This window comes from Salinisphaera aquimarina (assembly GCF_042643355.1).
Lineage (GTDB): Bacteria > Pseudomonadota > Gammaproteobacteria > Nevskiales > Salinisphaeraceae > Salinisphaera > Salinisphaera aquimarina.
The window spans coordinates 1,424,992-1,446,604 of sequence record NZ_JBHRSS010000003.1; the positions used below are offsets into that span (position 1 = coordinate 1,424,992).

Below are 21,613 nucleotides of genomic sequence, written 5' to 3' on the forward strand. Positions count from 1 at the left end.
GCAGATGATAAGGCCGTAGTGGGGTACGGGCTCAAGTGGCTGTATGGGCCAGCTTCTTTTTGTTCGTTCAGTATTGATTGAACAAACCGATGACACTATCCTCTGCGCATGGAAAATTCCCCCGAGGCGGTCACCGCCTTCATCGAACGCATGGGCCTGTCGGCCCAGGCCGACGGTCTGCCGCGTATCGCCGGGCGCATGCTCGGCTATTTCATCATCCACGGCGGTCCGGCGAGTCTGGCCCAACTGGCCATCGATCTGCAGGTCTCGCGCGCCAGCGTGAGCACCAACGCCCGCATTCTCAGCGGCCTCGGCGTGCTCGAAGCCACCGCCGTGCCCGGCGACCGCCAGGATTATTACCGACTCGCCGAGCAGCACTACCTGCGCATGCTGGAAGGCTACGTCGAGCGCATGGGCACCCTGCGCGATTCGCTGGCGCGCGCCGAACGCGATCTGCCGGATGACTGGGACGGCGCCCGCGAACGACTGGCCGATATGCATAATTTCGTCGATGTGGCGCGTGAACACACCGGGGATCTGATCGCGCGGCTGGGCGCGGCGCAGAACCCGGACACCCGGGATTAACATGGCCAGGTTCTCGCAAATCCGGCCGATCTGGTTCGTCCTGATAATCGTGATCGCGCTCGCGGCCTGGCTGGCCTCGGGCATGCTGGGCGGCGAGTCGAAGCCTGCCGAAGACGATGCCGCCCAGGCGAACGAGCCGCAGCCGGTGAGCGTGTCCACGCGTGTTTCCGAGGCGACGACGGTCTGGCGAGAAGCCGAGTTGAACGGCCGCACCGCGCCCGATCGCGCGGTAACACTGCGCGCCCGCACCGCGGGCCGGGTGCGGGCGGTCGAGGCCGAACGCGGCAAGCGTGTCAGCAAGGGCGAAGTGCTGGTGCGTATCGCGCTCGATGAGCGCAGTGCCTCCCGGAACGAGGCCCGCGCGGTGGTCGAACAGCGCCGGCTGCAATACAACGCCGTGCGCAAGATGTCGGAGAAGGGGTATCAGACCGCCACCGACATGGCGCAGGCGAAATCGGACCTGGAAGCCGCCCGGGCTCAGCTCGCCCAGATCCAGCAGGATATCGACAACACCGTCATCCGCGCGCCGTTCGCCGGGGTGCTGGAAACACGGCCGGTCGAGGTTGGCGATTACGTCGGCGTGGGCGATGAGATCGCGCGCGTGATCCAGCAGGACCCGTTCGTGGTCAACGGCGATCTGGCCGAAAAGGACGTCGCCCTGATCGAGCCCGGCCAGCCTGGCAGCGCGCGCCTGGTCGACGGGCGCACGGTGCAGGGCAGGGTGCGTTATGTCGCCACCGAGGCCGATACCGACACCCGCACCTATCCGGTCGAACTGGAAGTCGACAATCCCGACGGGCGCCTGGTCTCTGGCGCGTCCGCCAAGCTGATCCTGCCGCTGGAGCAGGTGTCCGCGCACAAGGTGGCCGCCGACCTGCTCACGCTCAATGAGGCCGGCGACATGGGCGTGAAGACGGTCAACGCAGACGATGTGGTCGAGTTTCACCCCGCCGATATCGTCAAGTCCGGCAACGATGAACTGTGGCTGGGCGGATTGCCCGAACGGGTGCGGCTGATCACCACCGGGCAGGGCTTCGTGCGCGCCGGCGATACCGTACGGGTGGTGGACGACGCCACTGCCAGCGCGCGCGGCGCAGGCCCGGCGAACACCCCCGCGGCCGCCAAGCAGGCCCCGGCACAACCGGCCGCGGACAGCGACAGCCGTCCATGAACGCACTGATCGCGGCGGCGTTCTCGCGTCCGCGCACGGTAGTGCTCGGCCTGGTCGTGATCCTGTTTGCCGGCGCGCTCGCCTATCGCGATATCCCCAAGGAATCCTCGCCGGATATCGATATCCCGACCATCTATGTGTCGATGACCCATCAGGGGATCTCGCCGGAGGACGCGGAGCGGCTGCTGGTCAAACCGATGGAGCAGGAGCTGCGCTCCATCGAGGGCCTGAAGGAGCTGAGTGCGACCGCCTCGGAAGGCCATGCCAGCGTGATCATGGAATTCGAGGCCGGTTTCGACCCCGACAAGGCGCTGGACGACGTGCGCAACCAGGTCGATATCGCCAAGGCGGATCTGCCGGACGAGACCGACGAGCCCACCGTCAATCAGGTCAACGTGGCGCTGTTCCCGGTGCTGGTGGTCAATCTCTACGGCGATGTCTCCGAGCGGGTGCTGGTCAATCTGGCCGAGGACGTACAGGACGCGGTCGAGGCCATCCCTGGCGTGCTCGAAGCCGATATCGCCGGTGATCGCGACGAGCAGATCGAGATCAATATCGACCCGCTCAAGCTCGAGACCTACAACCTGTCGCTGGAGGAGGTGTTCAACTCGGTCCAGCAGAACAACCAGCTGGTGCCGGCCGGGGCGATCGAATCCGGGGCCGGGCGGTTTTCGATCAAGGTGCCGGGGGTGATCGACAATCTCGCCGCGTTGCGCAATACCGCGGTCAAGCAGGCCGGCGATCAGGTCGTGACCGTGGGCGATGTGGCCAGCGTGCGCCGCAGCTATGCCGATCGCGACAGCTATGCGCGCCTCAACGGCGCGCCCACGCTGGCGCTGGAAGTCACCAAGCGCATCGGCGCGAATATCATCGATACCAACGCCGCCGTGCGCGATACCGTGCTGGGCCTGCAGCAGAACTGGCCGGACGCGGTACAGGTGAATTTCTCGCAGGACGCTTCGAAGGATGTCGTCAATCTGCTCGGCGATCTGCAGAACAACGTGGTCAGCGGCATTCTGCTGGTGATGATCGTGATCGTGGGCATCCTCGGCCTGCGCGCCGGCACGCTCGTGGGGGTGTCGATTCCGGGCTCGTTCCTGCTCGGCATTCTGGTGCTCGCGGCGATGGGCCTGTCGGTGAACATCGTGGTGCTGTTCGCGCTGATCCTTGCCCTCGGGCTGCTGGTCGACGGCGCTATCGTGGTAGTGGAACTGGCCGATCGTTTTCTCGCCGACGGCGAAACTCGAAGTTCGGCCTATATGCACGCGGCCCAGCGCATGGCCTGGCCGATCATCTCCTCGACGGCAACGACGCTGGCGGCGTTCGCGCCGCTGCTGTTCTGGCCGGGCGTGGTGGGCGAGTTCATGCGCTACATGCCGATCACGCTGATCGCGGTGCTGAGTGCGTCGCTGCTGATGGCGATGATCTTCGTGCCCACCCTGGGGGCGGTGATCGGCGGCTCGGCGCCGGGCGGCGCCGATGCGGTCTGGCAGCCGGGCCAGCCGCTGCGCGGTTTCACCGGCCGCTATGTGGCAGCGCTCGAGTTCTTTGCTGGCCATGCCGGCAAGACCGTGATCGGCGCGGTGCTGCTGTTCTTCGCCGCGATCGTGGCCTATGGCACATTCGGCAAGGGCGTGGAGTTCTTTCCGAATATCTCGCCGGACAACGCGGTGATCCAGATTCATGCCCGCGGCCAGCTGTCGGTGGACGAATCCGACCGGCTGGTGCGCCAGGTCGAGGACAAGGTGCTGGCCATGCACGCCTTCGAGTCGGTCTATACGCGCACGGGTACGTCCGGCCAGGGCGCATTCCGGCAGGGCACGGCGGATGACGTGATCGGCCAGGTCCAGCTCGAGTTCAAACCCTGGGGCGTGCGCCGGCCGGCCGAGCAGGTGCTGGCGGACGTACGCGAACAGATCGCCGATATCCCCGGCATTCGTACCGACGTGCAGAAACAGGAGCAGGGCCCGACCCAGGCCAAACCGGTCGAACTGGAGATCGCCGGCCCCGGCGGCGCCGCGCTCGACAAGGCCACCGACTTCGTGCGCCGCGGCATGGCCGCGGTGGGCGGGTTCACCGATATCCAGGACACGCGCTCGAACCAGGGCCTGGAATGGCGGATCGACGTCGACCGCGCCGAGGCCAGCCGCTACGGCGCCAACGTGGCGACCATCGGCCAGGCCATCCAACTGGTCACCCAGGGCATCAAGGTGGGCGAATACCGGCCCGATGATGCTACCGACGAACTCGATATCCGCGTGCGCTTTCCCGACCATGCGCGCAATCTGCAATCGCTCGACGATCTGCGCGTGCAGACCGCCAGCGGTCTGGTACCGATCAGCAATTTCGTCGATCGCGTGGCCGCGCCCAAGGTCGAGACTATCGAACGCACCGACGGTCAGCGCACGATCACGGTGGAATCGGGCGTCGCCGACGGCAAGCTCGTCGCCGCCCAGCTGACCGCCTTGCGCGACTGGATCGGCGCCCATGTCGCCGACGCCGGGCTCAATCCGCGCGTGGACATCACCTTCAAGGGCGAAAGCGAGGATCTGGCCGACGCAGAGTCGTTCCTGTCCAAGGCCTTCGGCGTCGCTGTCGCGCTTATCGGCGTGATCCTGCTCACCCAGTTCAACAGTTTCTATCAGTCGTTCCTGATTCTCTCGGCGGTACTGTTCTCCACCATCGGCGTGCTGCTGGGCCTGCTCATCGCCGGCCAGCCGTTCGGCGTGGTGATGAGCGGCATCGGCGTGATCGCGCTGGCCGGGATCGTGGTCAACAACAACATCGTGCTCATCGATACCTACAACGTGAACCGGGCCACCGGCATGGATGCCTGGAACGCGGTGCGCCAGACCGGGGCGGAACGTCTGCGCCCGGTGATCCTGACCACCGTGACCACGATTCTGGGCCTGCTGCCGATGGTGCTGCAGATGAACGTGGACATCCTCGGCCGCTCGATCACCTTCGGTGCGCCGTCGACGCAGTGGTGGACGCAGCTGGCGACCGCCATCGTCGGAGGGCTGCTGTTCTCGACCCTGCTTACGCTTATTCTCACGCCCTGCATGCTCATTCTCGGCGCGCGCGCGGCCGAACGCTGGGCGCGCCGCCGCGAGGCCTCGTCATGATCCATCGCAACCTGCTCCGCTTGGCCGCGCTGTGTTCTATCGGCGTTGTCATGGCGACAACGGCGTTGCCGGCGTCGGCCGCCCAGAACCTGCTCGATACCTACGATCAGGCGCTGCGCAACGATACCGATCTGCTTACCGCCAAGGCCGAAGCCGGTGCGGCCGGGGCGCGCTATCGCCAGGCGCGCGGTCAGCTGCTGCCCAACCTGTCGGCGAGTGCGGCCTATACCGACGTGACCCAGGATCAGACGTTCGAAAGCCCCGGTGGCGGCGATGCGGCCGCGGGCGGTGGGTTGTTTGGCGGCGGTGGCGGCGGCAAGACCAGCTCGACCCAGAACTCGTATTCGCTGAATCTCAATCAGCCGTTGTTCAACTGGACGGCCTGGCAGAACAAGGATGCGGCCGCGGCGCGCAGCGATCAGGCGCGGCTGTCGCTGTCGGCCGCCGAGCAGGATCTGATCGTGCGCGTCGCCCAGGCGTATTTCGATGTGCTCGCTGCGCGCGATGCGCTGCAGTCGGCACGTGAACAGCAGCGCTCGATCCAGAGTCAGCTCGATCGCGCCAACGCGGCCTACGAGGCCGGGCTCGATCCGATCACCGATCAGCAGGAGGCGCAGTCGAGCCTGGATAGCGCAGAGATCGACGCGATCAGCGCCGAGAACGATCTCGCCTCGGCGCGCGATGCCCTGATCGCGCTCACCGGCCGGGCACCGGCGCTGCTGTCGGTCATCGACGAGACCGAGGCGATGCCGGCGACGGCCAACGACAGCGGCGCCCGCGACCGCGAAGGCTGGCTGGACGCGGCGCTGGTCAATTCGCCGACCGTGGCTTCGGCGAACGCCGCCTGGCGCGCCGCTCGCCAGGATATCTCCGCGCAGCGCGGCGGCCATTTCCCGACCGTAGATCTGGTCGGCAGCATCGGCCGCCAGGAACAGCTGTTCCCGTTCGGTGCCGGCGGCGGTCAGGCGAATCTGATCAACGAGACCCAGTCGATCGGGGTGCAACTGGAGCTGCCGCTGTTCGCCGGTGGTGCGACTACGGCGGCGGTATCCGAGGCCCAGTACAACGCCGAGCAGGCGCGGCTGGATCTGATTGGCGCGCGTCGGCAACTGCTCATCGATATCAACAACGCCTATCGCGGCGTGGCGACCACGGCGCGGCGCCTGCACGCGCTCGATCGCGCGATCGACTCCGGCCAGACCGCGCTGGACGCCGCCCAGGCCGGCTATCATCTGGGTAATCGCACCATCCTCGACGTGATCGATGCCCAGATCACGCTGGTGCAGCGGCGCGCTGATCGCAAGCAGGCCTGGTACGACCACGCTATCGCGCGCTTGCAACTGCGCCAGGCCGCGGGCGTGCTCGATTTCAATGAACTGGCGCGTATCAACGCCCGTCTGCATGGACCCGATACGCGCACCATGCCGGCAGGCTTTACCGAACAGCCGCGTACCGACGACTGCGGCCGGCGTTCGCTGATGTATAGTGACAACGCGCGATGTCACAGTGGCGCCGCCGGGTTGACCGGCTCACCATAATCAGTCGCTCCCGAGAGGCGACAGCGATCCGAGGAGTGGCGGCGGTGCCCGCAGGCATCGTCCGAAAGCGATGGACGGACATTTTCTCTATCTGAGCATCGAGACATGGAAATATCTGTCCATGCCGGTGATCAGCGCGGCCGTGGGCTACGTGACCAACGTGGTCGCGATCAAGATGATGTTCCATCCGATCGAATTCGTCGGCGTCTGGAAGCCCTGGCTCGGCTGGCAGGGCATCGTGCCGCGCAAGGCCTCCAAGATGACCGGTATCTCGGTGGACACGATCACCGAATCGCTGATCACCGAAGAAGAAATCTTCGGCCGGCTGGATTCCGACCGGGTCGCCGCCGAACTCGAACAACCCATGATCGAGCTCACCGAGGAGATCACCGATACGGTGATGCGGCGCCACCACCCGCGCCTGTGGGAAGCCTTGCCCGACATGGTGCGCAGCCAGATCAAACGGCGCGTGCGCGCCCAGGCGCCGAGCATCATTCGTGAGCTGATGGATGAAGTGCGTACCAACGTACGCTACATGTTCGATCTCAAGGGCATGATCACGCGCGTGCTGGTGCGCGAAAAGAATCTGCTCAACCGTATCTTTCTGGAGACCGGCCGCGACGAATTCGTCTTCATCGGCCGTTCGGGGGCCTACTTTGGCTTCGTGTTCGGTCTGATCCAGATGGCGATCTGGGTGTTCTTCCAGGCCTGGTGGCTGCTGCCGCTGTTCGGTCTGCTCGTGGGCTGGGCGACCAACTGGCTAGCGCTCAAGATGATCTTCAACCCCAAGAAGCCGATCCGTGTGCCGGGATTCACGATCCAGGGCCTGTTCTTCAAGCGCCAGCAGGAAGTGGCGGCCGACTACGGCAGCCTGGTCGCCACCCAGATTCTCACCCCGCAGAACATCCTTGAGGAAATCCTCAATGGACCCTATGCCGAGAAGCTGTTCGCGCTGGTCCAGCGCGAGGTCCAGCAGGCGATCGACGACAGTGCCAGCGTCGCGCGGCCGTTCGTGGCCTGGAGTCTGGGCAGCGAGGACTACGAACAGATCAAGGCGGACGCCGTGCGCGAGGTCGTCGCGCGCATGCCGCAGACGTTGTCGCACATGACCGGCTATGCCCATGATGCAATGGCGATCCAGGAAACGCTGATCACGCGGCTGCAGAACCTCAGCCCGCTTCAGTTCGAAGGCATGCTGCGGCCGGCGTTCGAGGAAGACGAATGGATTCTCATTGCAGTGGGCGCCGCGCTGGGGCTGGCGGTCGGCTGGTTCCAGCTGATCGTGCTGTTCTCGAGCGTGTTCATGGAGCGCTTCGGCGGCTGATCGTCGACTCGCGCTGCGGTTGTTTTGGAGAAACGGGATGGCAACGAACAAGAGTCTGAAAGTGCGCACGCCGCGTGCCTTCCAGTTATTGCGCCAGGCTGCACGTGCCGCCGAGGACTGGCCGGTCGCAGGCTCCGCCGTGCGCCGCTTCCAGGATGCAGAAAGTTGGGCCATGACCGAACTCAAGCAGCGTCTGGATGCGATCGCCGAACAGGCCGCTGACGAAGCCATGCAGGGCGCGGTTCGCCACCGCCGCGGCGCCGATCCGGTGCGCGCCCCGTCGGAGATGCTGGCCAGCCTGCTGGCCGAGTCGCGGGGCGTGGATCCGGACGCCGCGCGCGCGCGCCTTTACCGGCAGACGCTGTCGCGGCTGGTGCCCGATCAGGTCGCGATGATGGCGCTGCTGGCAGACAAGGAGATCGCGCCGCTGTGTCACGTCACCGCATCGCGCCTGCCGGCCGGTTCCACCGGTGCCCTCGTGCTCGCCAATACCAGTTCCCTGGGCCGTGATGCCGGTGTGCTGCTGCGCGACTACGTGCCCCAATACATGAGCGATCTGCTCAACATGGGCGTGTTCGAGGCCGGCCCCGAGGACGATCGCCTGGCCGATGAGTACGAGTTGCTGATGGCCGACACCCAGTTGCGCAACACCATGGAGCGCGTGCGTCGCGACATGAAGATGTATCCGCGGTTGCAGCGGTTTTCGGTACGCATGAGTCCCTACGGCAACGCGCTCTGGCAGGACTGCAGGCCGGCGCCGGTCGCGCTCGATGGCGACGCAGCCCGTGCCCCGTTCGGCGCCGATCGAACGCCCGTACGGCATGACTGATAAGCTGACCGCATAGAGAAAAGAATTATTTTCCTGTTTGCCGATAACAAGGATATCGAGGAGGAGAACGGTCGATGAGTGAACACAATCGCGATACGATCAGTGCCTGGGATGTGCTCAAGCCCAGCGCCGACAAGCTCAGCGGCATCGACCGGTTGTTGCGCGGCGTCGGCCTGCTGCTGATGTCGAATTTCCGCGACAACATGACCATCGCCACGCTCATCGAGGCCCATGCCGGGCGGCGCCCGCATCACGATGCGCTCACCTTTGAGACGCAGCGCTACAACTACGCCCAGCTCAATGCCTGTGCCAATCGCTTCGCGCGCTCGCTCAAGGCCGGTGGCGTGGGCAAGGGCGATGTCGTCGGCGTGCTGCTCGGCAATCGCCCGGAAACGCTGATCCTCGTCGCCGCGCTCGCCAAGCTCGGCGCCGCGGCGGCGATGTGCAACACCAAGCAGCGCGGCGACGTGCTCGCCCACAGTCTGGGTACGGTCAAACCTACGGCCATGCTGGTCGGGCCGGAACTGCAGGAAGCGTTCGCTGAAATTCGCGACAACGAAGCGTTGGCCGGCGTCGACCCGGTCTGGTTTGTGGGCCACAGCGCCACTGACCCCGTGCCGGTGGGCTACCGGAATTTTCTCGAGCAGGCGTCGGGACAGGCGACCGGCAATATCGACGACGCCTACACGGTGTCGAGCAAGGACACCTGCTTCTATATCTTCACCTCCGGCACTACGGGCATGCCCAAGGCGTCGCGTATGAGCCACAGCCGCTGGCTGCGCGCCGGTGCCGGCATGGGCATGGCCGGTCTGCGACTGACCCCGGCCGATCGCTTCTACTGCGCGCTGCCGCTATATCACAACAATGCGCTGACGGTGTCGTGGTCGTCGGTATTGTGTGCCGGCGCCACGTTTGCGCTCGCGCCCAAGTTCAGCGTGTCCGGATTCTGGCCGGATATCCGCCATCACAGAGCGACGGTGTTCTGTTATATCGGCGAGCTCTGCCGTTACCTGCTGCAGGCCGAGCCGCATGAAAACGATCGCCGGCACGATGTGCGCGCGGTGATCGGCAACGGCCTGCGGCCGGATATATGGGACGAGTTCAAGGGCCGCTTCGGCATCGGCCGTGTGTGTGAGTTCTACGGCGCCAGCGAAGGCAATCTGGTTTTCGTCAACGGCTTCAACATGGACCGCACCGCCGGTTTCTGTCCGCTGCCCTACGCGGTGGTCGCCTATGACCCGGAGACCGAGGAGCCGGTCAGGGACGACAAAAACAAGATGAAACAGGTGGCCCGGGGCGAGGTCGGCCTGCTGCTCAACAAGGTCACCGATTTTGCACCGTTCGAAGGCTATACCGATCCCGCGGCCAGCGAGAAGAAACTGTTCCACGGCGTCTTCGACAAGGACGACTGCTATTTCAACACCGGTGATCTGGTGTGCGTGCAGGGCATGCGCCATATCGCCTTCGTCGATCGTCTGGGCGACACTTTCCGCTGGAAGGGCGAGAACGTGGCGACCACGCAGGTGGAGAATGCCCTCAACGCCTTCGAGCAGATCGAGGAAGCGGTGGTCTACGGCGTCGCCGTGCCGCACTCGGACGGGCGGGCCGGCATGGCCGCAATCACGCCGAAAAACAAGCTTGCGGATATCGACTGGAACAAACTGGTCGCCCACCTGCGCAAGGAGTTGCCCGCCTTCGCGATCCCGGTATTCATCCGCCTGCGTCCCGAGCAGGACGTCACCGGCACCATGAAATATCGCAAGGTCGATCTCAAGAAGCAGGGCTATGCGCCCGAGGGCGACGAGCCGGTATTCATGCTCACAAGCGGTGCCGACCGCTACGACAAAATCGACGACGGCACACGCGCTGCGCTGGCCGACGGCGACGTATCGCTATAGTCGGCCAGCGTCGGGGTAGCCAGCGCTAGAGGTCCGTGGGTCCGTCGAGCGGGTCGGTGTCGCCATCGGTCGGCTGGTAGTGCTGGGCGCCGAACATCATCGCCCGGAACAGGATCTTGGCCTCGCGCGCCATTTCCATCGCGGTCAGGCCGGTGTCTTCTGTCAGCCATTCGGCGATCAGTTCGTTGAACATGCCCACGAGTGCGACGGCCGGCAGGTGATAGTCGCGCTCCGGCAGTACGCCGGTCTCGGCCATGAGCGAGGCGTAGCGGTCGATGATATCGGCCAGGTTATGCGTGGTCTGGCGGCGCTTCTTTTCCATGACCTCGGATACACCGACCGCCTCGATGCAGAGGATGCGCCCGCGCTGGGGCTCGTCGAGCAGGTAGAACACGGCCGCTTCGATGGTATCGGCGACACGCTGGGTCAGCGGCGCGCGGCTTTCGGTAAGTTGGGCGCGCACGATGTCTTCCATGCTGTCGACGAGCGCGGCGTAGACCGCGTGCAGAATCGATTCGCGGCCTTCGAACTGCTCATAGAAATGCCGTGTCGATACCTTGGCGTGCGAACACACCGCTTCGATTGGCGTGGCCGCATAGCCACGCTCGCCGAAAAGCTCGGTGCCGGCCGCGATAAGCCGTTGATGACGCTGCTTGCGCAGCTCTTCGGCGCTCAGGCCGCGGTAGCCGCGACGGCGGCCGCGAGTGGCGCGGGGGAGGTCGGATTCGGTTTCTTTCACAGCTTCATGCCTGCTTGACGCCTAACAAGGGCTTGGTATTATCTGAAAACAATTATTTTTCGAAGTTTACGCGTTTCCCCGCAGACTGACATGGGGTCAGTGCGGCAAACGGCAAGCCAACAGACTACGGACACATTGTCATGACAGGTTTGATTGTTGCATTGGTCCTGATCGGACTGTATTGGACATTGCTCTACCGTGGCGTGTCGCTGGCGGTATTCACGGGCCTAACGGTGGCCGTGATCGTCGCGCTGTGGGCCGTGGGTATTGTGGGATCGATCGGATTTACGATCCTGGCTGTGCTGGTGGCGATTCCGGCGCTGGTTTTCAACGTCGTGCCGCTGCGCCGCGCGCTGCTCACGACACGCCTGTACGGCGTGTTCCGCAAGATCCTGCCGGAAATGGGTGCGACCGAAAAAGAGGCCCTGGAAGCCGGCGATGTCTGGTGGGAGGCCGAGATGTTTCGTGGCCGCCCGGACTGGAAACAGCTGCTGGACTTCAAGCTCACCGAATTGACCGCAGAAGAACAGTCGTTTCTCGATAACGAGACTGACCAGCTGTGCGCGATGATCGATGATTGGCAGGTCAATTTCGAGCTCAAGGATCTGCCCGAAGACGTCTGGGACTATATCCGCAACAACGGCTTCTTCGCCATGCTCATCCCGAAAGAGCACGGCGGCCTGGGTTTTTCGGCCTATGGTCAGTCCTGCGTGGTGGCCAAGATTGCGACCCGCTCGCTGACCGCGGCGGTGACCGTGATGGTGCCCAACTCGCTCGGCCCGGGCGAGCTGCTGGTGCATTACGGCACCAAGGAACAACAGGACAAATGGCTGCCGGGCCTGGCCAGCGGCAAGGAACTGCCGTGCTTCGCGCTCACCGGCGTGGAAGTCGGCTCCGATGCCACCAAGATGCCCGACACGGGCGTCGTCTGTAAGCGCACCGTCGACGGCGAGGAAGTGCTCGGCCTGAGCCTGTCCTTCAACAAGCGCTATATCACCCTGGCGCCGGTGGCGACCATGATGGGCCTGGCCTTCAAGCTCAAGGATCCGGACGGCCTGCTCGGCGATCCCGATACGGTCGATTACGGCATCACCTGTGCGCTGCTGGCCACCGATACGCCGGGCGTGAACATCGGTCGCCGGCATTTCCCGGGTGCGACCTTCCAGAATGGTCCGATCCAGGGCGACGATGTGTTCGTGCCCATCGATTCGATCATCGGCGGCCCGGAGCAGGCCGGCAAGGGCTGGCGCATGCTGGTCGAATGCCTGTCCGCGGGACGTGGCATTTCGCTGCCGGCGCTGTCCACCGCCACCGGCAAGGGCATGTACGGCATCACCGCGGCCTATTCACGCATTCGGCGCCAGTTCGGCACCGAGATCGGCAACTTCGAGGGCGTGCAGGAAGGCTTGGGCGTGATCGGCGGCTATGCCTACATCCTCGAGAACGTGCGCAACCTGACCGCCTCCGGGGTGGATCACTGCACGCCGAGCGTGGTCACGGCGATGGTCAAGTACCACGCCACCGAGATGATGCGCACGGTGATCAATCACTCGATGGATATCCACTCGGGTCGCGGCATCATCATGGGCCCGCGCAATTATCTGGCCGCCGCCTATCAGGCGCTGCCGGTGGCGATCACGGTCGAGGGCGCGAACATCATGACGCGCAGCCTCATGGTGTTCGGCCAGGGCGCGATCCGCTGCCACCCTTATGTCTACAGCGAAATGGAAGCCGCTCACAATCCCGACTTCAAGGCCGGCCTGAAGGAATTCGACCGCCTGCTGTTCTCGCATATCGGGTTTTCGGTGAATCGCGCGGTGCGTGCATTCACGCTGGCGATCACTGGCGCGCGCCTGGCAAAAGCGCCGGTCGACAACGCCATGTCTGGCTACTACCAGAACATGGAGCGTTTCTCGGCGGCGCTGGCCTTCTGTGCCGATCTGTCCATGGGCACGCTCGGTGGCGCGCTCAAGCTCAAGGAATCCACCTCGGCGCGCCTGGGCGACGTGCTCTCGCATCTGTATATGGCCTCGGCCACGCTCAAGGCCTATGAAGTCCATGGCGGCACCGACGAAGACACCGTCCATGCGACATGGGCGCTGGAATATCATCTGTTCGAGATCGAGAAAGCCTTCTTCGAGTTCGTACGCAACTTCCCGGTCAAGGCGGTGCGCCCTGTTCTCAAGATGATCGCGCTGCCGACCGGCCGGCGTTTTGACGGGCCCACCGACGACATGAACACGGCCGTTTGCGAGATGATGCTCGGTATGAAGCTCGATACCCCGTTCGGCAAGCGCATGAGTTACGACATCTATATCGGTCGCGGCAAGGACGACCCCACCGGTCGTCTCATGGGCGCCTTCGACAAACTGCAGGAGATCGACGGTGACTACAGCGAGTTCCTGCGCGGCGTGAAGCATGGCGAGATCGAAGGCGAGACTGTCGAAGAGCAGCTCACGAGCGCGGTCTCGAAGCATATTCTCACCGCGGCTCAGGCACAGGGTATTCGCGACTACGACACGATGCGCTACGACGTGTTGCTGACCGACGATTTCAGCAAGGAATATCTGCTCAACCCGCTGTCGGATGCGGCGCGTGAGGCCGAGGGCCGCCCGACGGACCTGCGCAAGGCTTCATGACACGCACCATGCTCGGCTCCAGACTGGTCAACGTCGGTGACGGCGGGCTCGCCCATGTCACCGGCGTCGACGCGGCGGCAGAAGTCTCGCCCCATGCGGTCGGTCTGTCCGCTTCGGCGGTGGATTCGATCTGGGGCGGGGTCGAATCGTTGTACCGCAGCGGCGCTTTTCCGGCGATCACCTTCTGTCTGCGCCGGCGCGGGGAGATCGTGCTCAACCGTTCGATTGGCTACGGACGTGGCGGTGGCCCGGGCGAGACGCACGGGCCTTATGCGCGGCTGGCGGAACCCGATACCCCGATCTGCCTGTTCTCGGCGAGCAAGGCGATGACCGCGATTCTCGTACACAAGCTGGCCGAAGAGGGCGGCATCGACCTGGGCGAGCGGATTTCGCATTACCTGCCGGAGTTCACCGGTGGCGGCAAGCACCGCACCACGATCGCCCAGGTGCTGTCGCATCGCGGCGGCTTTCCCATGTTCAACGTGGCGGCGGCCGAATCCGGCCCGGAAACCCTGCTCGACTGGAACCGTTGTATCGAGCTGATCTGTGCGGCACCGGCCGAGCGCGGTGGCAAGCGGCTGGCCTATCACGCCATTACCGGCGGGTTCATTCTCGCCGAAATCATCCAGCGCGTTACCGGTATGGCCTTTACCGAGTATCTGGATACACGCCTGCGCCAGCCCCTGGGCATGCGCTATTTCACCTATGGCATGGACCGGCGCTCGCGTACGCGGGTGGCCAGGAACTACGTGGCCGGCCAGCCGGTGCGTTTCCCTATTTCGATGCTCGCCAGAAAGGCGCTGTCCGCGGATTTCGAAGAGGTCGTGGAGATTTCCAACAGCGACTATTTCATGGATGCGGTCATTCCCGCGGGCAATCTGTACTCCACCGCGGAGGAACTGTCGCGTTTCTATCAGATGCTGCTGGACGACGGTGTTTATGGAGGCAGGCAGGTACTTGCACCGGAAACCATCCGCCGTGCCGTCCGTCCGGCGGTGAGTCTGCGCTTCGATCACACCCTCAAGATTCCGATGCGCTACAGCGAAGGCTTCATGCTGGGCGTCAATCCGTTCGGGCTCTATGGCCCGATGACCGGCAAGGCCTATGGTCATCTGGGGTTCATGAATATCCTAGGCTGGGCCGACCCATCGCGTGAGCTGTCCGCGGGTCTGCTGGTGACGGGCAAGGCGATTCTGGGCGGGCATCTGTTGGCGCTCGGGCAACTGCTCAGCAGTATTTCCTGGCAATGTCGCAGCCTATGACGCGATCGAACACCGACGACAGACAGCAAACCGCGGTTTCCTGCGCCCGCGCCGACCTGCAGGCCGGCGGCCGGCGTGTGTGGGTTCGCGGCGGGCTCGCGCTGGCTGCCGACGCCTTTGTCGGCACCGTGAATATCGTCAACGGCGTGCATCAGGCCGTGACCGGCACGGTGACGCGCCTGAACCCGGCGGCGCGGCCGATCGGCCTGGGAATCGGCATGGGTAGCGATTTCGTCTACGGGCGCGTGCGCGATATCGGCCGCCTGAGTTTCTTCGGCGTCAGCCAACTCGCAGGGCTGGCCGAAACCCTGGTGCCGGCGCGCAAGCGCGATATACCCGAACGGCTGTCGCTGGGCCTGCATAGCGCGGTCAACGGCGCCTTCGGTGATTATCTCGAGCGAAGCGGCAACGAACTGGCCCTGTCGATGGCATTCGTGGCCGATGACGGGCGCCCGATCTCGCTGACGCGCAATGGCTTGTCGGTATCGCTGCGCGAGCCGTCGCCGCGGCTCGTGGTCATGATTCACGGCCTGGGCATGAACGATCGCCAATGGCGCCAGGGCGAACGCCCCGATTTCGGCGCGCGTCTGACCGCGGATCTCGGTTACAGCGCGCTGCGGCTGCGCTACAACAGCGGCCGGCATATCTCCAGCAACGGACGCGATCTGGCCCGACTGATGCAATCGCTGTTCGAGGCCTATCCCGTGGCCATCGAGCGCTTGACCATTGTCGGTCACAGCATGGGCGGGCTGGTGGCGCGCAGTGCCTGTCACTACGCCCGACAAGCCGGGCACACATGGGTCGATCATCTGGCCGATCTGATCTGCCTCGGGTCGCCGCATCTGGGTGCGCCGCTGGAACGCCTGGGCAACCGCTTCAATCATTCGCTGACCCGGATTTCCTACACGCGGCCGTTCGCTGCCCTGGGCGATATCCGCAGCGCCGGGGTGAAGGATCTGAGTCACGGCTATCTGCGGGACGAGGACTGGCAGAAGGATGATGGCAACGCCGGTGGTAGCACGCCCGCGGCGTCCATGCCGACACTCGACCACGTCGGCCATTTTCTGGTGGCGGCGACGCTGGGCCGACGCGACGAGGATCCGCTCGGCCGCTGGCTGGGCGATCTGCTGGTGCCGGTGCGCAGTGCCGTGGGCCATTCCAGCGTGCCGAGCCGGCGTCTGAGCGCGCGCGATCAGGACGGCCGTATCTTCTACGGCATGAATCATTTCGCGCTCATGCACCACGACGATGTCTACGCGGCGATCCTCGACTGGCTGGCGCCACGTCTGGCCAGGGCGTCGCGCGCCGACGCGTCGCGCACGGTATCGCAATCGCCGGGTTGACGGGCATTCGACGCCCGAGCGGTCCGGTGAGATTCAGCAGTCCATTGTTTGCGCAGAGAGTGTGGTATGTCCGATCTGCAAAGTCGTTTCAGAGCCGCCGTCGACAAGGTCAGCAATGCGCCCGAGGATGGCCGCTTCAAACCGTCCAATGACTACAAACTGAAAATGTATGCGCTCTACCGGCAGGCGGTCGACGGCGACGTATCCGGCAAGAAACCGGGTATGTTCAATCCGATCGCCCGCTGCAAGTGGCAGGCGTGGCGCGATGTGAAGGGCATGAGCCGGGAAGACGCCATGGCGCAGTACGTCGCCGAAGTGGACAAGGTCGAGGCGCAATACGGCTAGACCTTGTACAGCTGGTCGGGAACACGCGGGTCAGCGCGGCCGCGGCCATCGCGAAGCTATGGCTTGCCGGCCTCGGCAAGAATATGCGCCAGGGCACCGTCGCCGCAGGCCGCCAGCGCTTTCTCGCGCGTGCTCTTGTCGAGCGCCGCGGCCCCGGCGCGCAGCGTGGCCAGCTCGCTTTCCTCGGTTCGCAGACGTTTGTCCAGCTCCGACAAGAACGGCGCCCGTTCGCTGGCCCCGACCTGCAACAGACGCGCGCAGCGTGCCTGTCCCATGCTCGGCAGCTGCCGTTGCAACTCGTCCCAGAGATCGTTGGCCACCACCGAGTCGATGACGCTGCGGATCACGACCGGCTCGTCGAATGCGGGCTGCTCGGACAGACGCGCAATCGCATCATCCGGTAGTTCGTCGGCCAGCTGCAGCAACGCGGGCCAGAGATCGTTCTCCGCGGCCGCCCGAATGAGGGAATCCAGCGTGGACGCGTCCTGCGACAGGGCCAGCTCGGCCAGGGCGGTGCGGGATGCGTGGCCGATACGCAGCAGCGTCACGATCACCTCCGGCCAGAGGTCTTCCTTGGCAGCGGCCTGGATCACCGCTTCGCGCCGCTCGATGCCCAGATAGTCGATCACCTGATCGAGCTGCTCGCTGTTTTCGACAAAGAAACTGATCTCGAGCAGATCGGCCTCGTCGACAATAGCGTCGGTGGCGGCAAAAAGCGTGTCCCGGGGGAGTACGTCCACGAACCGCCCCATGGTGATGAACTCTTTGCGGGCCAGCAGGATGCGCGTGATGGCAACGGCCCGGTCGACCGGAAAACCAGCGATGATCGGACGCGCACGCACCGGGTCGAGTTGCAGGCAGGTATCCGCCAGAAAGTCATCGGACAGCTTCGATGCCATGTCGATCGCTTTCTGCGGCGGCATTTCGCCAGCGATGCGTCCGGACAGGGTGGGGCCGAGCACACGCTCCGAGATTCTTGCACTGATCGACAGCGGCAGCAGCGACGACAGGCGGGCAAAACCGGTAAAGCTGGAGCGGAATTTCTCGAACAGTGCCTCGGTGATGCCTTCACGCAGCACGCGCAGCCGCTCGGCTTCGAGATAGCTCAGATATTCCACGTTCTCGAGGTCGGTATCGAGAATACGGGCGAGTTTGACCAGTTCGGCGCGGGTGGCGGCGTCTCTCATCCTAAGAACAGCTTCTGAACCCGTTTTCGCAACGGTGCCGGCACCATGCGGACCGCGTCCTCGAGGGCTGTTTCGAGCATGCGGCGCTGATGATCGGCGGCGCGCTTCATCTGCACCTGCAACTGCTCGCGATCGTCGGGTGGCAGCCCGTCGATGATGGCTCGGGTGCGTGAATCGATCGGCAGGCTGTTGTCGTTTTCTTGGCTCATCGGTATTCCTCGCGCCGCGATCGTCGCTCCGACGTAATCTAAAGTCGAAAGCGCTGCTGGCGTGCGGCAGATGCTACATCAAGCCGTGCCGGATCGCAGGGCGTCGCCGCTTCCGGTATTCGGAAAATATAACTGTTCTCGAAATATGCTGCGCTGGTGCTTCGCTTTGACATTCGGGCGGCTTAAAGTCAATCATGTTGCACTGCACGACGAAACGGCCGCGCTGCCGTCGTCATCCGCCAATTCGAGGAGCGAACATGAGTGACTATCTGGTCAAAGCGTCTTCCAACGCGACCCTGCGCAGCGTTCTGAAATCGGTCGGCGTACCCACGCCGGTCACGCTGGAGCGCGCACAGGGCGCCTATCAGGAGCGCTTTCTGGAAGGCCAGAAAGTGCTTGTCGGCGCAACCGCCGGCACCACCGCGTCGGCCCAGATCGATGTCGCGCTCGAAAGCACCGGTGCCAATGTCGAGCGTGCGGACACGCCGCAACCCGCCGATGACGAGAAATTCGACGCCCTGGTCTTCGACGCCACCGGCATGCAAGGCGTGGCCGATCTGAAATCGCTCTATGCGTTCTTTCACCCGGTGGCACGCAAGCTCACGACCAATGCTCGCATCGTCGTGCTCGCAAGCCTGCCGCAGGCCATGGAAAGCGTCTCCGCCAGCGCCGCCGCGCGTGCCGTGGAAGGGTTTGTGCGTTCGCTGGCCAAAGAGATTGGCCAGTTGGGCTCCACGGCCAACATGCTCTACGTCGAGCCGGACGCGGAGGATCGGATCGCCGGGCCGCTGCGTTTCTTTCTGTCCGACTACAGCACTTTTGTCGATGGTCAGCCGCTGTCCGTGACCCGGGCCGGGATCATGCCGGAAACCGTGGTCAGCACCCAGCCGCTCAAGGACAAGGTCGCGCTGGTCACCGGCGGTGCCCGCGGCATCGGTGCCGCGACCGCCCAGCGCCTGGCGCGCGAAGGCGCGACGGTGGTGTGTCTGGATATTCCGCAGGACCAGGACACGCTCGAGGAAACCGTGGCCGAGTTCGGCGGCACCGCACTGGCGCTGGATATCACCGACGACAACGCGCCGCGCGAGATTGCCGACTTCTTCAAGGACAAGTTCGGTGGCGTGGATATCGTCATCCACAACGCCGGCGTGACCCGGGACAAGACACTGGCGAACATGCCCGAGCACTACTGGGACATGGTGCAGGCGATCAACCTGCAGGCGATCATCGACGTCGATGCGGTGCTTTCGGACGAACAGATCATCAACGAACACGGCCGGGTCATCTGCCTGTGTTCGATCGGCGGTATCGCCGGCAATCGCGGCCAGACCAACTATGGTGCCACCAAGGCCGGGCTGATCGGCTTCGTCGAGCGTCGCGGGGCCACCGACCGCGAGCGCGGCGTCACCGTCAACGCCGTGGCGCCGGGCTTCATCGAGACTCGCATGACCGCGGAAATGCCGTTTGGCATGCGCGAGGCCGGCCGCCGCCTGTCGTCGCTGTCGCAGGGCGGCGAGCCGCGCGACGTCGCCGAGGCGATTACCTTCCTGACCACGCCGGGCGCGGGTGGCGTGTCCGGTAACGTATTGCGCGTCTGTGGACAGAGTCTGATCGGCGCCTGATCGGTACGATCTATTGTTTTTTAGCAACATTCAAGTGCGCGTTCAGTGCCGGTCGGCTGAGCGCGGCGCCCTGTCGGTTTTTCTATCACTCGGCCTCGCGCATTGGGACAGTGATCTGATTTAGAAAGAAATAATTTCTGGCGCGTCTATTGCATCGTGGAATGGCAAGTTGGCTCCACGACGGGAAGACGCATGTGTTTGGCAGAAGACTTTGTCGCGACGAGGACGCGCGCGGTGTGCCCCACAGGCGCACGTTTGATGTCATGGCGCCGGACCAGGACCGCGACGAACTAGCCGCGGATGACGCCGCGCCGCCCGATCATCATTGGCTGTGGGTGCGCCTGTGGCGCGCCCTCGCGCGTTGTCGGTACGGGTAGTAAGACGCATCGACGACGCCTGCGAGATGTCGTGCTGGCGATGAAAGGGGGGGCGGCAGACTCCTCGACCGATTCCTATGGCCGGGTATCCGGACAGTGTGCGTGCAACCAGTCGGCCACTTGCGGCCAGATTTCAGCCTGGGCCGTCTTGCTGATGACGATGCCCGGGTGATCGAAATCCTCGCTGTAGCCGCTGGCCCTGCCGGCGCGTACGAAGCGTTTGTCGTCGCTTTTGAAGTGGCCGATGAAGCGCTCGCAGCCGCTACTGGGATCGACCCGATCGGCCGCACCCGACAAGGCAAGAACCGGCGTATCGATCCGCGCCAGGGTTTCGCATAGATAATCGTCGCGACGCCCGGTGGCGACCCAATGGGTCGCATCCATGAGCGCAGCGACAGGCTCGTTCTCCGGCCCCAGTCCGGCCGCGCGCGCCGGGAAATATCCGAGTAATCGCGCCAGGCCGCGGGTGAGCACGTTCGCCGGCCAATCGAGCATGCGTTTGCCGACTTCGAACTGGCTGGCGAACAGCACCAGCCCGCGTATACGGCTGCGATCGAGATAACGTGCGCAGGCCAGCGCGCTCATCACGCCGCCAAAGGAATGGCCGATCCAGAAGGCGGGCTGATCATGCGCGCCGGATACCGCGCGCTGCACCGCGGGCAGGTCGAATTTCACGTGCTCGAGCAGCCCCGCGCGCGCCTCGCATGCGGGCGAGTCGGACAATCCGCGCCGCTGCACGATGAATGCCGGATAACCGCGTCGAGCCAGCCAGCCGGCGAGGCCGACCTGCTTGTCCGAAAGCCAGAAACGCCGACCGGTAAACATGCCGGGCACCAGCACCACCGGCGCGCGCACGGCCACATCGGCGACCGTCACCCGGGTCAGCGCGACACGGCCACCGTCGTCGGCATCGAGGGTTTCGGTCGCGACCTGCAGCGCGGGATCAGGCATGAATGACTCGCCAGACGATCGCGATGACACAGCCGCCGACGATGAGCGTCAACGCCCGTCGCAGTTGCAGGAAGTCGCGCCGTTGCCAGCCGCGCCGGGCGCCGTGTTCGTCGACGAGCCAGGCCACGATCAATGCGAGCAGCAATAGCAGGCCGCGCCACGGCGCGGCCGTCAGTAGCGCGCCCCAGGCGATCAGCGCGGGCACGACGGCCAGGGCCATGTCGCGTGCGGCGGCATTCTTCTGCGACAGCATGCGGCCCCACTGAACACCGCCGATGAACGCCACGACGGTGGCCAGATAGGGCAGCAGCCAGCGCAGCGCAGTGCGCGCATCCAGCGAATAACCGCTATAGGCGTAGTACACGCCGAAAATGAAAGGCAGTAGCGCCAGCGCGCCGAGCGCGGTGGCGAGGGTCAACGGAGAACGCTTGTTCGCCATGAAATCTCGGGTAAAGGTTGGAACAGAACA

The 21,613-nt window shown here is 64.5% G+C and carries 17 protein-coding genes; 12 read left to right on the top strand and 5 right to left on the bottom strand.

Translation table 11 applies throughout. The annotated features are described in order from the left end of the window. Nucleotides 1-108 precede the first annotated feature (108 nt). The 7 genes from ACFOSU_RS10115 (at nucleotide 109) to ACFOSU_RS10145 (ending at nucleotide 10,470) form a co-directional block, all read left to right on the top strand. Nucleotides 109-585, top strand: a complete 477-nt coding sequence (locus ACFOSU_RS10115) for a GbsR/MarR family transcriptional regulator (RefSeq protein WP_380689045.1) — start codon at nucleotides 109-111, stop codon at nucleotides 583-585. Between the two features lies 1 nt (nucleotide 586). Further along, nucleotides 587-1,756, top strand: coding sequence for an efflux RND transporter periplasmic adaptor subunit (locus ACFOSU_RS10120; RefSeq protein ID WP_380689047.1), 1,170 nt, complete (start codon nucleotides 587-589; stop codon nucleotides 1,754-1,756). After that, nucleotides 1,753-4,881 carry an efflux RND transporter permease subunit gene (locus ACFOSU_RS10125; protein WP_380689049.1) on the top strand — a complete coding sequence of 1,043 codons (3,129 nt, stop codon included), beginning with the start codon at nucleotides 1,753-1,755 and terminating at the stop codon, nucleotides 4,879-4,881. The genes ACFOSU_RS10120 and ACFOSU_RS10125 overlap by 4 nt, the downstream gene beginning before the upstream one ends. Next, nucleotides 4,878-6,419, top strand: coding sequence for a TolC family outer membrane protein (locus ACFOSU_RS10130; RefSeq protein ID WP_380689051.1), 1,542 nt, complete (start codon nucleotides 4,878-4,880; stop codon nucleotides 6,417-6,419). Before ACFOSU_RS10125 ends, ACFOSU_RS10130 begins: the two co-directional genes overlap by 4 nt. 70 nt (nucleotides 6,420-6,489) lie before the next feature. Continuing rightward, nucleotides 6,490-7,743 (top strand): DUF445 family protein, encoded by a 1,254-nt coding sequence (locus tag ACFOSU_RS10135; protein ID WP_380689053.1) that lies wholly within the window; start codon nucleotides 6,490-6,492, stop codon nucleotides 7,741-7,743. A 37-nt stretch (nucleotides 7,744-7,780) separates the two neighbouring features. Then, a complete protein-coding gene (locus ACFOSU_RS10140; protein WP_380689055.1) occupies nucleotides 7,781-8,572 on the top strand; it encodes an Abi-alpha family protein in 792 nt (263 codons plus the stop codon). 74 nt (nucleotides 8,573-8,646) lie between these two features. After that, complete coding sequence (locus ACFOSU_RS10145) at nucleotides 8,647-10,470, top strand: long-chain-acyl-CoA synthetase (RefSeq protein ID WP_380689057.1); 1,824 nt, start codon at nucleotides 8,647-8,649, stop codon at nucleotides 10,468-10,470. 25 nt (nucleotides 10,471-10,495) lie between these two features. Here ACFOSU_RS10145 and ACFOSU_RS10150 read toward each other — a convergent pair whose 3' ends face one another. Continuing rightward, a complete protein-coding gene (locus ACFOSU_RS10150; protein WP_380689059.1) occupies nucleotides 10,496-11,209 on the bottom strand; it encodes a TetR/AcrR family transcriptional regulator in 714 nt (237 codons plus the stop codon). A gap of 140 nt (nucleotides 11,210-11,349) precedes the next feature. Between ACFOSU_RS10150 and ACFOSU_RS10155 the strand changes: the two genes are divergently transcribed. From ACFOSU_RS10155 to ACFOSU_RS10170, 4 genes are all read left to right on the top strand, one after another. Next, nucleotides 11,350-13,848 (top strand): acyl-CoA dehydrogenase, encoded by a 2,499-nt coding sequence (locus ACFOSU_RS10155; RefSeq protein ID WP_380689061.1) that lies wholly within the window; start codon nucleotides 11,350-11,352, stop codon nucleotides 13,846-13,848. Beyond that, nucleotides 13,845-15,110: a serine hydrolase domain-containing protein gene (locus ACFOSU_RS10160; protein WP_380689063.1), complete on the top strand. Its 1,266-nt coding sequence runs from the start codon at nucleotides 13,845-13,847 to the stop codon at nucleotides 15,108-15,110. The genes ACFOSU_RS10155 and ACFOSU_RS10160 overlap by 4 nt, the downstream gene beginning before the upstream one ends. Beyond that, nucleotides 15,107-16,453 (top strand): esterase/lipase family protein, encoded by a 1,347-nt coding sequence (locus tag ACFOSU_RS10165; RefSeq protein ID WP_380689066.1) that lies wholly within the window; start codon nucleotides 15,107-15,109, stop codon nucleotides 16,451-16,453. Before ACFOSU_RS10160 ends, ACFOSU_RS10165 begins: the two co-directional genes overlap by 4 nt. Before the next feature lie 66 nt (nucleotides 16,454-16,519). Then, on the top strand, nucleotides 16,520-16,798 hold the full coding sequence (locus ACFOSU_RS10170; RefSeq protein ID WP_380689068.1) for an acyl-CoA-binding protein: 279 nt from the start codon (nucleotides 16,520-16,522) through the stop codon (nucleotides 16,796-16,798). A 56-nt stretch (nucleotides 16,799-16,854) separates the two neighbouring features. Here the strand turns inward: ACFOSU_RS10170 and ACFOSU_RS10175 are convergent, their stop codons facing one another. Together ACFOSU_RS10175 and ACFOSU_RS10180 are read right to left on the bottom strand one after the other, a co-directional pair. Next, complete coding sequence (locus ACFOSU_RS10175; protein WP_380689071.1) at nucleotides 16,855-17,985, bottom strand: hypothetical protein; 1,131 nt, start codon at nucleotides 17,983-17,985, stop codon at nucleotides 16,855-16,857. Then, complete coding sequence (locus ACFOSU_RS10180) at nucleotides 17,982-18,194, bottom strand: hypothetical protein (protein WP_380689073.1); 213 nt, start codon at nucleotides 18,192-18,194, stop codon at nucleotides 17,982-17,984. The genes ACFOSU_RS10175 and ACFOSU_RS10180 overlap by 4 nt, the downstream gene beginning before the upstream one ends. A 257-nt stretch (nucleotides 18,195-18,451) precedes the next feature. Between ACFOSU_RS10180 and ACFOSU_RS10185 the strand changes: the two genes are divergently transcribed. Beyond that, on the top strand, nucleotides 18,452-19,816 hold the full coding sequence (locus ACFOSU_RS10185; RefSeq protein WP_380689075.1) for a 3-oxoacyl-ACP reductase: 1,365 nt from the start codon (nucleotides 18,452-18,454) through the stop codon (nucleotides 19,814-19,816). Nucleotides 19,817-20,268: 452 nt separating this feature from the next. Here ACFOSU_RS10185 and ACFOSU_RS10190 read toward each other — a convergent pair whose 3' ends face one another. Both ACFOSU_RS10190 and ACFOSU_RS10195 read right to left on the bottom strand, forming a co-directional pair. Then, a complete protein-coding gene (locus ACFOSU_RS10190) occupies nucleotides 20,269-21,144 on the bottom strand; it encodes an alpha/beta fold hydrolase (RefSeq protein WP_380689077.1) in 876 nt (291 codons plus the stop codon). Beyond that, a complete protein-coding gene (locus ACFOSU_RS10195; RefSeq protein ID WP_380689079.1) occupies nucleotides 21,137-21,583 on the bottom strand; it encodes a DUF3429 domain-containing protein in 447 nt (148 codons plus the stop codon). The genes ACFOSU_RS10190 and ACFOSU_RS10195 overlap by 8 nt, the downstream gene beginning before the upstream one ends. Nucleotides 21,584-21,613: the final 30 nt, after the last annotated feature.